Annotated in this window: 11 protein-coding genes; 1 reads left to right on the plus strand and 10 read right to left on the minus strand. The window is 72.3% G+C overall.

Going from position 1 to position 12,534, the window contains the following annotated elements:
• Nucleotides 1-8 precede the first annotated feature (8 nt).
• From AC07EQ_RS12375 to AC07EQ_RS12395, 5 genes are all read right to left on the minus strand, one after another.
• Nucleotides 9-809, minus strand: coding sequence for a carbohydrate ABC transporter permease (locus tag AC07EQ_RS12375; RefSeq protein WP_132485494.1), 801 nt, complete (start codon nt 807-809; stop codon nt 9-11).
• Nucleotides 802-1,692 (minus strand): carbohydrate ABC transporter permease, encoded by an 891-nt coding sequence (locus tag AC07EQ_RS12380; protein WP_478388075.1) that lies wholly within the window; start codon nt 1,690-1,692, stop codon nt 802-804. The genes AC07EQ_RS12375 and AC07EQ_RS12380 overlap by 8 nt, the downstream gene beginning before the upstream one ends.
• The gene (locus tag AC07EQ_RS12385) at nt 1,689-3,005 is read right to left on the minus strand and encodes an ABC transporter substrate-binding protein (RefSeq protein WP_478388076.1); all 1,317 of its coding nucleotides are present in this window, start codon (nt 3,003-3,005) and stop codon (nt 1,689-1,691) included. Before AC07EQ_RS12385 ends, AC07EQ_RS12380 begins: the two co-directional genes overlap by 4 nt.
• 306 nt (nt 3,006-3,311) lie before the next feature.
• Nucleotides 3,312-4,550 (minus strand): nitric oxide synthase oxygenase, encoded by a 1,239-nt coding sequence (locus tag AC07EQ_RS12390; protein ID WP_478388077.1) that lies wholly within the window; start codon nt 4,548-4,550, stop codon nt 3,312-3,314.
• Between the two features lie 58 nt (nt 4,551-4,608).
• On the minus strand, nt 4,609-5,703 hold the full coding sequence (locus AC07EQ_RS12395) for an FAD-dependent oxidoreductase (protein WP_478388078.1): 1,095 nt from the start codon (nt 5,701-5,703) through the stop codon (nt 4,609-4,611).
• Between the two features lie 52 nt (nt 5,704-5,755).
• Here AC07EQ_RS12395 and AC07EQ_RS12400 point away from each other — a divergent pair, with 52 nt between their 5' ends.
• Nucleotides 5,756-6,199, plus strand: a complete 444-nt coding sequence (locus AC07EQ_RS12400) for a MarR family winged helix-turn-helix transcriptional regulator (protein ID WP_478388079.1) — start codon at nt 5,756-5,758, stop codon at nt 6,197-6,199.
• 92 nt (nt 6,200-6,291) lie between these two features.
• Here AC07EQ_RS12400 and AC07EQ_RS12405 read toward each other — a convergent pair whose 3' ends face one another.
• The 5 genes from AC07EQ_RS12405 to murD all read right to left on the minus strand — a co-directional run bounded on the left by AC07EQ_RS12405 (nt 6,292) and on the right by murD (nt 12,465).
• Entirely contained in the window at nt 6,292-6,999 is a 708-nt protein-coding gene (locus AC07EQ_RS12405; protein WP_478388080.1) for a cell division protein FtsQ/DivIB, read from the minus strand.
• 35 nt (nt 7,000-7,034) lie between these two features.
• On the minus strand, nt 7,035-8,399 hold the full coding sequence (gene murC, locus AC07EQ_RS12410; protein ID WP_478388251.1) for a UDP-N-acetylmuramate--L-alanine ligase: 1,365 nt from the start codon (nt 8,397-8,399) through the stop codon (nt 7,035-7,037).
• A 95-nt stretch (nt 8,400-8,494) separates the two neighbouring features.
• Nucleotides 8,495-9,586, minus strand: coding sequence for an undecaprenyldiphospho-muramoylpentapeptide beta-N-acetylglucosaminyltransferase (gene murG / locus AC07EQ_RS12415; protein WP_478388252.1), 1,092 nt, complete (start codon nt 9,584-9,586; stop codon nt 8,495-8,497).
• 59 nt (nt 9,587-9,645) lie between these two features.
• The gene (ftsW, locus tag AC07EQ_RS12420; protein ID WP_478388081.1) at nt 9,646-11,061 is read right to left on the minus strand and encodes a putative lipid II flippase FtsW; all 1,416 of its coding nucleotides are present in this window, start codon (nt 11,059-11,061) and stop codon (nt 9,646-9,648) included.
• A 6-nt stretch (nt 11,062-11,067) separates the two neighbouring features.
• Nucleotides 11,068-12,465, minus strand: coding sequence for a UDP-N-acetylmuramoyl-L-alanine--D-glutamate ligase (gene murD / locus AC07EQ_RS12425; protein ID WP_478388082.1), 1,398 nt, complete (start codon nt 12,463-12,465; stop codon nt 11,068-11,070).
• Nucleotides 12,466-12,534: the final 69 nt, after the last annotated feature.

Consider the following 12,534-nt stretch of genomic DNA (forward strand, 5'->3'; position numbering starts at 1 on the left):
CCACCTGGTCAGCGGAGGCCGGAGGTCTTGAGGGAGGCGACCAGCCACCGCTGGCCGAGGAGGAAGACGAGGATCGTCGGCAGCGCCGCGAGCATCGCCGCCGCCAGCACGTAGTGCTGCTTCGAGGCGTACTGGCCTTGCAGGGACGCGATCCCGACCTGGACCACCCGCAGCGACTCGTCCTGCGCCACCGCCAGCGGCCACAGGAACGAGTTCCAGTTGGCCAGGAAGAACAGCACCGCCAGCGCCGCCAGCATCGGGCGGCTCAGCGGCAGGACGACGTGCCAGTAGATCCGCCAGTGGCCGCAGCCGTCGAGGTGCGCCGCCTCCTCCAGCTCCCGCGGCACGCCGAGGTAGAACTGGCGGAGCAGGAAGATGCCGAACGCGTTGAACAGGCCCGGCACGATCAGTCCCGCGTAGGTGTCGACCATGCCCAGCCCGCGGACCACGATGAACAGCGGCACCAGGATCACCGGCAGCGAGATCAGCAGCGTCGCCACCACCGAGGCGAACGCGAATCCCCTGCCCCGGAAGGACAACCGGGCCAGCGCGTAGGCCGCCATCGAGTGCAGGAACAGCGCGATCACGGTGACCGAGACGGCCACGAGCGCGCTGTTCGCGAGGTAGCGCAGGAACGGCACCTCGGTCAGCACGTAGGCCACATTGGACAGTGTCAGCTCGCGGGGCCAGCCGAGGTCGTACAGCTGCGATTCCGGGCGGAAGGCGCTGAGCAGCAACCAGAGCAGCGGCGCGACGGTCACCAGCGCGACCAGGTAGGCGAGCACCGCCCTGCCGGAGGTCCTACGCATCGAAACGACCTCCCCTCGTCAGGGCGAACATGGCGCCGGTGACAGCGCCGAGGGCGAGCACGAGCAGCGCGCAGATCGCCGCCGCGTAGCCGAACCGGCCGAACTGGAAGGCCTGCTGGTAGGCGTAGTAGACGACGGTCGTGGTGGCGTTGGCCGGGCCGCCGGAGGTGGTGACGAAGACCAGGTCGAACACCTGCATGCCGGTGACCGCGTTGATCGTCGAGGTGACCAGCACGAAGAAGCTCGTCGGGCGCAGCATCGGCCAGGTCACGTGGCGGAACCGCTGCCACGGGCCGCTGCCGTCGATGACGGCCGCGTCGTACAGCTCGCGCGGGATGTCCTGCAGGCCGCCGAGGAAGATGAGCATCTGGTAGCCCATCAGGAACCACACGCTGATCAGCACCAGGGTGATCAGCGCCAGATTCGGGTCACCGAGCCAGGAAACGCCGTCCAGGCCGGTCAGCCGGCTGACCGCGCCGGTCTTGTCGGCGAGCAGGAACTGCCACAGCAGGCCGATGACCACGAGGCTCACCGCGTTCGGCAGGAACAGCGCGGCGCGCACCATCCCGACGCCCGGGAAGTGGTCCTTGACCAGCAGCGCGAGCCCGAGCGCGGCGGCGAACGCCAGCGGCACGAACAGCACCGCGTAGGTGGCGGTGATGCCGAAGCTGCGCCACAGCAGGCCGTCCCCGGCCATCAGCCGGAAGTTGTCCAGCCCGGCCCAGGCGACGTTGCCGAAGCCGTCGACGTCGAACAGGCCCACCACCAGCGCCAGGGCCGTGGGGATCGCGACGAACAGCAGCAGCCCGATCCCGTCCGGGGCGAGGAAGGCGAACGCCGCTGCGGCGTCGGCTCTGCGGTCTCCGCTTCGTCGGGTGCTCAATGGATCGGCGCTCCGTCGTAGGTGGACAGGAACGTGTCGATCTGCTCGGCGGCGGCGCCGGCGGCCTCGACCGGATCCGCGCCGTCGAGGTGGCAGGCCTGCAACGCGTCGGAGACCGCCCGGTAGACCTCCGGCGGATACCTCGGCTCGGGCCGCGCCTCGGCCATCACCTGCTCGGCGAACACCCGCATCGGTCCGTGCTCGAACGCGCCGTGCTCCTCGGCGGCGCGCTGCACCGAGTAGCGGGGCGGCAGGTTCGTCTTGGCGACGGTGTTCCACAGCCGCATCCGCTCGATGCACGCCGGATCGGCGGAACCCAGCGCCCACACCACGAACTCGGCCGCGGCCTCCGGGTTGGCGCCCTTGGCGTTGGCGACCAGCGCCCAGCTGCCCAGCGAGGTGGTGTAGGTGCCGCCGGGCGGAGCGGGCATGGGCGTGACGCCGTAGCGGAAATCCGGTGCCTGCTCGGCGATTTCGGCGATGCCCCAGATCCCGAGCTGCTGCATCGCGCAGTACCCGTCGGCGATGTTGGAGATCGTGTCGTTGGCGCCCGCGCCCCGCACCCGGCGCGGCGCGACCCCGGCCCGCACGGTGTCCTGCCAGAACCGCAGGGCGGCGTGCACGCCCGGTCCGTCGAAGGCGGACCGGCGCTGGTCGGGCGCGAACACCTCGCCGCCGGCCATCCACATCGACTGGTACCAGGTGAAGTTCTGGTAGTAGCCGGGATTCGTCTCGAACAGCATCCCGAAGCGGTCGGGCGTGGTCAGCCGCTCCGCCACCGCGATCAGGTCGTCCCAGGTGCGCGGCAGGTCACCCTCGGAGAGCCCGGCCTGCTCGAAGGCCTCCTCGCCGTAGTAGAGCGCGAGCGGCTCCATCTCCATCGGCAGGCCGTAGACGCGGTCGTCGACCAGCCGGGTCTGCAGGACCTGCGGCAGGAAATCGGCCCGCACCGCGGGATCCAGGTGCGGGGTGAGGTCGGCGAGCACGCCGCCGTTGTAGTAGCGCAGGAAATCGCCGGGGCTGAGCATGAAGACGTCCGGCCCGGCGCCCGCGCTGAACGAGGTCTGCAGCGTCGGTCCGGAGGTGTAGTCCTTGGTCGGCACGTAGCGCAGCCGGACCTTGACGTCGTGGGTGGCGTTCCACTCGGCGGCCAGCCGCACGACCCAGTCGCTGCGCGCCTTCGGTTCGCCGCCGGGCCCCAGGAAGTTCCAGAAGGTGATCTCGCGGGGATTGCGCGCCGGGGCGCAGCCGACCAGCGCGGGAGCGGCGAGAGCGGCGGCGCCGACGCCGCGCAGGAACCCGCGGCGGCTCACGTTCCCCTCCGGACGAGCCACGCCGATCACCCCCGGTAAGCCACACCACCCCAGAAAACGATTGCTGACGCTATTGATCACCCACCGAGTGAGTCAATGCGCCATTCGTGGCGGACCCGCCGGTCGGCTCGCCCCCCGCCCCCCGCCCCCCGCCCGAGTGATCAAGGCTCCGGTGGACCGCAATTTCAATGGAAATCGAACCTCTGATTTCCATTGAAATTGCGGGACCCCAGGACGTGTGCAACGCCCTCGACCTGGAACCCGAGCCCTGGGCGACGCCCTGGCCCGCCGCCTGATCCTCAGGCCCTACCGGCGCGGGCCCGGGGCGAAGCGGGGTGGGCCGCCTTCGAGGGCCCGGCGGGTCGCGTCGTCGTCGAGGAGGAAGTCCGGGCGCTGCGGGTCTTCGTCGTAGTAGCGGTGGAACACCGGGGTCTGCGAGCCCGACATCGGCGGCACGATCCAGGACCAGTCCACCGGGCACTTGCGACCCGCCGCCTCCTCCTTGGCCAGGTGCGTCAGGAAGCGCTTCGACTCGGTGTGGTGGTCCGTGATGGTCACCCCGGCCTGCTGGTAGGAGTGCAGCACCGCGCGGTTGAGCTCCACCAGCGCGCGATCCCGCCACAGCGTGTCCTCGCGCGAGGTGTCCAGCCCGAGCTTCTCGGCCACCACCGGGACGAGGTCGTAGCGGTCGGTGTCGCCGAAGTTCCGGGCGCCGATCTCGGTGCCCATGTACCAGCCGTTGAACGGCGCCGCCGGGTACGACACCCCGCCGATGCGCAGCCGCATGTTGCTGATCACCGGGACGGCGTGCCAGCGCAGCCCGAGCTCGGCGAACCAGGGCAGCTCGGGGTGGCTCAGCGGGACCTCCTTGACCAGCTCCGCGGGCAGGGCGAACATGTGCGGCCCCTCCTCGGCGGTCTCCACCACCAGCGGCAGCACGTCGAACGCGGAGCGCTGGGCCGGCGGGCGCCAGCCGAAGCCGATCAGCGCGTCGGTGAAGCGCACGTACCGCGGATCGCCCAGCACCGAGCCGTCCTGACGCCGGTAGCCGGCGTAGCGGATCAGCTGCTCGTTCCAGATCCGCGGCGCCGGGCGCTGCGGGATCTCCGGCGGGAACACGCTGATCACCGGGCGGATCTTGCCGTTGTTGGTGGCCATCCGCAGGTGTTGCACGCAGTGCGCCGCGACGGCGGACACGTCGTGCACGTCGCGCAGGTCCCGCACCTTCAGGCTCCGCCAGTACAGCCGCCCGATGCAGCGGGCGTTGTTGCGCCACGCCACCTGCGCGCCGAAGGTCAGCTCCTGCGGGGTGTGCCGGTAGCTGCCGACGGTCTCGACCTCGTACCGCATCCGGTCCAGCCGTTGCTGCAGCGACCCGGAATCCCGGTTCTCGGCGTGGAAGAGCCGCAGGAACTCCTCGGCCTCGGCGATGTCCACCGGCGGCGCGGGGCGGGCCGGCACCGCGCGAACCGAGTGCAGCCGCCTGGTCCGCTGAGCCTGTCCCGAGAAGACCGACTCCGGTGCGTCGCCACTAACCCTGAACACGACCACACGTTAGCGTGACGAAGACGATCTTGAGCAGCGTCCCGCACACCCGGCGCGATCAGGCACCGCGCAGCGACTGCGCCACGGCGGCGAAGCCGTAGTCGAGCATCTCCGCCTCGTACTCGCGAACCGCGTCGAGCAGGGATCCGCGCAGCTCGACGATGCGGCGGCAGAGCAAGGCCGCATCGCGCATCGCGACGGCCGCGCTGTTCCCGGTCGGGACCATGGTGTGGATGGCGTCGCCCATCACCGTGACCGCGACGGTCCGCCAGGGCGGCACGGGTTCCGCGGTCCGGACCGTCGTCGAGTGCACGCTCCGCGGATCGCCGAGCCGGACGAGCTCGCCGAGCGCGGCGGGCCAGTCCGCGATCAGCTCGGCCGCCGCCTCCTGCAACTCGCGCCCGTCCACAGCGGACTCCACGGCCGACCGGAGCGAGCCGGGGGCACCGACGACCCACATCAGGTAGTCCTCGACGCCGGCACCGGTGCGGGACTCGAAGGCGGCCAACGGCATGTACCGGCCGTCCGGCCCGTTCACGATGGAGAACCCGTCCAGCGCGCCGGCAGGCGCCAGCTCCCGCACCCGCGGCGTCAACGGCGTCTTCCCGTAGATCAGGAACTGGCCGGTCTCGACGATCTCGGCGTCGGGCAGCAGCTGGGCCCGGATCCGCGAGTGCGTTCCGTCCGCCGCCACCAGCAGGTCCGCGTCGGCGACCTCGCCGCCGGCGAAGAACACCCGCACCCGCCCGTCGTCGAGCAGCTCGTAGCGCTCGAACGGCGAGCCGTGGCGCACGTCCAGGCCGGTCAGGAGGATCTGGCGGAGGGTGACCCGGTCGACCACCAGGTGCTGCCCCGCGGCGTCGTCGGAGTCCGGCGGAACCTCCAGGCGGTGGACGACCTGCAGCTGCGGGTCGAGGAAGGACACCCCAGACCCGAGCACGCCCGAAGTCGCCACCGCCCGCTCGTAGAGCTCGGGCGGCAGGCAGGCGCGCAAGGCGAGATCGCCCTCCTGCCCGACGTGGATGCGGTAGCCCTGACTGCGCTGGTCGACGGCGGCTTCCCGCTCGTAGACCGCGACGCGCAAGCCGGCTCGGACCAGACCCTGAGCGAGCAGGGGCCCCGCGAGGCCCGCTCCTACCACGATGATGTCCACCGAACAGAGATTATCTGAATTCAGATGATTTGTCATCGGGCATAATGTGCACGTGGACAAGCCCGGCGAACATCTCGAGCTGCTGATCGGCGGCGACCTGTACCTGGCCCACCGCTACGCCCGCGCCGCGACCAACCGCGCCCTGCGCGCGCACCGGCTCGACCTGCGCCACTTCGCCGTGCTCGGCCACCTCGCCGAGGCGGGCCCGACCCCGCAGAGCGCGCTGGTGGGCCAGCTGCAGATGGACAAGTCCTCGATGGTCTACGTGCTCGACGAGCTGGAACGGCAGGACCTGGTCAACCGCCGCAAGGACGAGCACGACCGCCGCCGGTACGCCGTCCACCTCACCGGCGAAGGCCGCGCCCGCCTCGCCGAAGTCACCCGGATAGCGGCGCAGACCATGAGCGAACTGCTGGCGCCCCTGTCCGAATCCGACCAGCACCGCCTGCACACCCTGCTGACCCGCTTCATCGACCACGCCGCCAACGACACCTGAACTCCGCTCAGGCCACCGCCGGGGTCGTCACGTCGTAGACGTCGCCCGGGCGGGTCAGCAGCGGCAGGAGGATCGCCGCCGAAAGCGGCGCGTCAGGCCACCGTCGGCAGCGCCGGGGTCGTCACGTCGTAGACGTCGCCCGGGCGGGTCAGCAGCGGCAGGAGGATCGCCGCCTTCCTCGGGGTTTCCTCCAGCGTTCCCCAGTGGACCTCGCGGTCGCCCTTGAGCGTCAGGCGGATGTCGTTCGGGTTCTCCGCGATCACCGCCGTCACGTCCGCGCGCACCGGCTGCGAGAGGGCCATCAGCACCGTCATCGCCGCTCGGGTCGCCGCGTCGTTCTGGGACGCCTCGCGCACCCGGAGCTCCGGCAGGTCGGCCGGGCGGTCCGGAACCGCCTCGAACGGCACACCTCCGGCGTCGACGAGCTGAATCCCGTTGCGGGCCACCAGGAACGCCACCGGCACCCGCTCCGTCACCTGGACCTGCACCGTCGACGGCCAGCTCAGCGACACCTGCACCGCCGCGATCTTCGGCACCACCTGCAGGCGCTCGTGGATCTGGTCGACGTCGACCTGCAGCATCGGCGTGCCCAGCTCGATGCCCGCCGCCTGCACCACCTGGTCCTGGCCCAGCGTCGCGTTGCCGACGACCTGCACCGACCGGACGCCCAGCAGCGGCGTGAAGTACAGCACGAGCGCTATCGCGGTCACCGCGGCCAGCACCGCGGGGAACGCCCAGCGCCGCCACTTCGGCGGCGCCGTCGCGCCGCCCCGCACCGGACGACCCCGGGTGCTGCGCATCCCGGGACGTTCCGTCGCACGGCGGCGCGTCGGGCTCACCCCTGGTCCTCCGCGGTGTCGCGGTCGATCTCGCGGAGGATCTCCGGGCCGAGCATCGTCACGTCGCCGGCCCCCATCGTCAGCACCAGGTCGCCCGGCCGGACCAGGCCCGCGACCAGCGGCGCCGCCGCCGTGAACGACGGTTCGTAGTGCACCTTCCCCTGCGACAGCGGCACTTCGTCGGCGATCAGCTTGCCGGTGACGCCGGGCTGCGGGTCTTCCCGCGCGCCGTAGACGTCCAGCACGACGACCTCGTCTGCCAGGCCCAGCGCCGTCGCGAACTCGCCGGCGAACGCCGCCGTGCGGGAGAACAGGTGCGGCTGGAACACCACGATCAGCCGGCCGTCGCCGACCACCGGCCGCGCCGCGCGCAGCTGTGCGTCGACCTCGGTGGGGTGGTGGGCGTAGTCGTCGTAGACGCGGACGCCGTCGGCGCGGCCCTTGAACTCGAAGCGGCGCCGGACGCCGCCGAACGCGGCGAGCCCGTCGAGCAGGCCGCCGAGCGGCGCACCGAGCTCCAGCCCGGCCAGCAGCGCGGCGACCGCGTTGCCCGCCATGTGCTCGCCCGGCACCGCCACCTGCACGTCCACGCGCTCGCCGCCGAGCTCCACGGTCGCCACCCCGGAGCCGTGTTCGGCCCGGTAGCCGACCAGCCGGGCGTCGCCCTCGCCGGTCACCGACTTCCCGTAGCGCCGCACGCGGATCCCGAGCGCCGCCGCCTTGTCGGCCAGCGCGGCCGAGCCCGCGTCGTCGGCGCAGGCGATCAGCACGCCGCCCGGCTCGATCCGCCGCACGAACTCGTCGAAGACCGAGATGTAGGCCTCGGCGGTGCCGTGGTGGTCCAGGTGGTCCGGTTCGACGTTGGTCACCACCGCGACCGACGGCGCGAACACCAGGAACGAGCCGTCGCTCTCATCCGCCTCGGCGACGAAGATGCTGCCGTCGCCGTGGTGCGCGTTCGCGCCCGACTCGTTGAGGTCGCCGCCGATGGCGAAGGACGGGTCGAAGCGGCAGTGCTGCAGGGCCACGGTCAGCATCGACGTCGTCGACGTCTTGCCGTGGGTGCCTGCCACGCACGCCACCCGGTGCCCGGCCATCAGCGCGGCCAGCGCCTCGGCGCGGCGCAGCACCGTGACTCCCCGGCGCTGCGCCTCGACCAGCTCCGCGTTGTCCTGCTTGATCGCCGTGGACACCACGACCGCCGTCGGGTCCGCGTCGAACTGGTCCAGGTTCTCGGCCCGGTGGCCGATGCCGATGTGCGCGCCCTGGGCGCGCAGCGCCAGCACCGTGCGCGAGTCGCGGGCGTCCGAGCCGGACACCTCCTGCCCGCGGGCCAGCAGGATGCGGGCGATGCCGCTCATCCCGGCGCCGCCGATGCCGACCAGGTGCACCCGGGCCAGCACGGCTTCCAGGTCCGAAAGGTCCACGGTGTTGAAGTTCGAGGGGGATGGTCCGGTCACTGTCCGGCCACCTCCAGCACGATCTGCGCGAGCACCCGGTCCGCCTCTCTGTGGCCGCTGCCCAGCGTCGCCCGGCTCATCTCCTGCAGCCGCTGGGCGTCGAGCGCCAGCGGCAGCACCTCGTCGATGACGCGCTGCGTGGTCAGGTCCGCGTCCGCCACCAGCCGCGCGCCGCCCGCGGCGACCACCGGCTGCGCGTTGAGCGCCTGCTCGCCGTTGCCGTGCGGCAGCGGCACGAACACCGCGGGCAGCCCGACGGCCGAGACCTCGGCGACGGTCATCGCCCCGGACCGGCATACCACCAGGTCCGCCGCCGCGTACGCCAGGTCCATCCGCTCCAGGTAGGGCACCGCCGTGTACGCGGGCGCGCCCGGAACCTGCTGCACCGCGATGGTGTTCTTCGGGCCGTGCGCGTGCAGCACGCCGATCCCGGCGCGCCCCAGCGCTTCCGCCGCGCCGGAGAACGCGGTGTTCAGGGTGCGGGCGCCCTGCGAGCCGCCGAACACCAGGATCGTCGGGGCGTGCGGGTGCAGCCCGAAGTGCTGGCGGGCCTGCATCCGCAGGCGCAGGCGGTCCAGCTGCGTGATCGACTCGCGCAGCGGGATGCCGATGGTCTGCGCCCCGGCCAGGCCGCTGTCCGGGGTCGCCGACAGCACGCGTTCCGCGAACTTCGCGCCGACCTTGTTCGCCAGCCCCGCGCGCGCGTTCGCCTCGTGCACCACGATCGGCACCCGTCCGCGCGCGGCCAGGTAGGCGGGCAGCGACACGTAGCCGCCGAAGCCGATCACCACGTCCGCGCCGACGCGCTCCAGCACCTCGCGGGTCTGCTTCACCGATTCCCGCACCTTCAGCGGCAGCTTCAGCAGGTCGACGTTGGGCTTGCGCGGCATCGGCACCGGCGGGATGAGCTCCAGCGGGTAGCCGCGGGCCGGCACCAGCCGGTTCTCCAGGCCCCGCTCGGTGCCCAGCGCGGTCACCCGGGCGTCCGGCCGCAGCCGGCGCACCGCGTCGGCCAGCGCCAGCGCGGGCTCGATGTGCCCGGCGGTGCCGCCGCCGGCGACCACCACCGACAGCGGCCGCCTGCCCATGGCGGCGCCCCGCGGGTCGGCCACAGCACCCTGGTCGATGCGGACCGTCTGCTCCCCGCTCAACGGTGTCCTCCTCGTGTCTGCGCCCGGGATCCGGGTCCGCTGCGCGTACCACGCGCGCGCGTGTCCCCGCTTCCCCGGCGAGTTGCCGCCGCCCCGGAGCTCTTCGCGCCGGGCCGGCTTCGTGGGGTCGGTCGTGCCGGCCGCCGCTTCGCCGGTGGCCGGTACGGCGCCGGGGTGGGCAGCCGCAGCAGCTTGCCTACCCGACCCGGTCCCAAAGACCGTAGCGCGGCGATCGCCTCGGGTTCGTGCCGGGCGAAGTTCGCCAGCAGGCCGAACACCAGCATCGTCGTGACCACAGACGATCCGCCCGAGGAGATCAGCGGCAGCGGCAACCCGGTGGTGGGCAGCAGGCCCACCACGTAGCCGACGTTGATGATCGCCTGCCCCACCAGCCACATCGTCAACGTCGCCGAAACCAGCCGGATGAACGGGTCGGTGTTGCGGAACGCGATGCGCATGCCCACGTAAGCGGTGGTGCCGAAGAGCACCAGCACCATCGCGCAGCCGACGAACCCGAGCTCCTCACCGATCACCGCGAAGATGAAGTCGTTGTGCACGTTGGGCAGGTACTGCCACTTCGACCAGCCCTGCCCCAGCCCGCGGCCGAACAGCCCGCCGTCGGCCAGCGCGAACAGCGCCTGCGAGGCCTGGTAGCCGTTGCCGGCCGGGTCGGCGAGCGGATCCAGGAAGCTGGTCAGCCGCGCCATCCGGTAGTCGGCGACCATCGCCAGCACCACGCCCGCGGTCACCGCGCCCAGCAGCATCACCAGGAACAGCCGCAGCGGTGCACCGGCGAACCACAGCAGCGCCAGCAGCACGATGAACAGCGTGATCGTGGAACCGAGGTCGGGCTGCATCATGACCAGCGCGAACATCAGCAGCGCCGCAGGCACCACCGGCACCAGCAGGTGCCGGTACTGCGTCATCAGGCCGCGCTTGGTGACGAGCACGTGCGCGCCCCACAGCGCGAAGGAAATCTTGGCGAACTCGACCGGCTGGAAGGACACGCCGGCGACCATGAACCAGCTCTGCGCCCCGTTCAGCTTGGTGCCCAGCGGCGTCAGCACCGCCACCAGCAGCCCGAGGCAGACCGTCAGCAGGATCAGGCTGTACCGGCGCATCAGCCGCACCGGCGCCCGCATCGCGGCGTAGAACACCAGCAGCCCGGCGAGGCAGTACAACACCTGCTTGCTGAACACGCTGTAGGACGAGCCGTCCTTGTTGAACGAGTCGACGCTGGAGGCCGAGAGCACCATCACCAGGCCGAAGATCGTCAGCAGGCCGAAGACGGCCAGCAGCAGGTGGAACGACGCCAGCGGCCGGGTCAGCCAAGCGGTCAGCGGGGACAGCACGCTCCGGGTGGCGCGCTTCTTCGGGCTGCGAGCGGCCGCGGGTTTGGTCATCGTGGTCACGGCGGATCACCCGCCGTGCGCCGCCGGGGCGTCGGCCAGCACCGCGCGCACCGCGTCGGCGAAAGCCCGGCCCCGGTGGGCGTAGTCGGTGAACATGTCCATCGACGCGGCGGCCGGGGCGAGCAGGACCACCGAGCCCGGACGCGCGAACTCGTCGGCCGCGCGAACAGCTTCCAGCATGCCCGCATCGTCCCCTGCGGCGACCTCGCGGACCGGCACATCCGGCGCGTGTCGGGCCAGCGCGGCGGCGAACCGGCCCCGATCGCGGCCGATGAGCACCACGGCGGTCAGCCGGTCGGCGTTGGCCGCGACCAGTTCGTCGACCTCGGCGCCCTTCAGCAGCCCGCCCGCGATCCACACCACCTGGGGGTGCGCGCGCAGCGCCGCGTCCGCCGCGTGCGGGTTCGTCGCCTTGGAATCGTCCACATAGGACACACCGGCGGCCGCCGCGACGACCACCGACCGGTGCGCGCCCGGCTGGAACGCCCGCAGCCCGTCGGCCACCGCCGCCGGGCCGGCGCCGTAGGCCCGCGCCAGCGCCGCCGCGGCCAGCGCGTTCGCCACGTTGTGCGGGCCCGCCGGATGCACGTCCGCGAGCTCCGCGAGCACCACGCCGTCGCCGAAGGCCCGGTCCACCAGCGAACCGCCCTCGACACCCAGCTGCCCCTCCGCCGGGGCGCCCAGGGTGAAGGAGACCCGCCGGGCGCCCGCCGCGGCAGCGGCGGACAGCCGGGTCGACCACTCGTCGTCGGCGTTGGCGACGGCGACGGAGTTGCCTGCGTACACCTTCGCCTTGGCGTCGCCGTAGGCGGCGAGGGAACCGTGCCAGTCCAGGTGGTCGGCGGCGAGGTTGAGGACGACGGCGGCGAACGCCGCGACGGAGTCCGACCAGTGCAGCTGGAAGCTGGACAGCTCCACGGCGAGCACCTCGTGCCCGGCGCGAACCGCGTCGACCACCGGCAACCCGACGTTCCCGCAGGCCACCACGTCGACGTCGGCGGCCCGCAGGATCGACTCCAGCATGCTGACCGTCGTCGTCTTGCCGTTGGTGCCGGTGACCGCCAGCCACCTGGCCGGCACGTCCTTCTCCTGGTCCAGCCGCCAGGCCAGCTCGACCTCTCCGATCACCTCGACGCCGGCCGCCACGGCCGCCGCCAGCAGCGGCGCGTCCGGCCGCCAGCCGGGGCTGGTGACGACCAGGTCGGTACCCGCGGGCGGCTCGACCAGCCCGGCGACCAGTTCCGCGCCCTGCGCCTGCAGCGACGCCAGCGCGACCAGCCGGTCGGCGGAGGCGTCGGTGACGGTGACCGCCGCACCCGCCGCCAGCAGCGCCTCGGCGGCCGATCGGCCGGATACCCCGGCACCGGCCACCAGCACGTTCCGCCCCTCGAACCGCCCTGCCACCGGTTCGCCTCCCTAACGCGTCTCGCAGCGTGGTCGTGAGTGCGCAACCGGGCTGGCACCCGGTTGCGC

The organism is Saccharopolyspora sp. NPDC045839 (assembly GCF_056431645.1).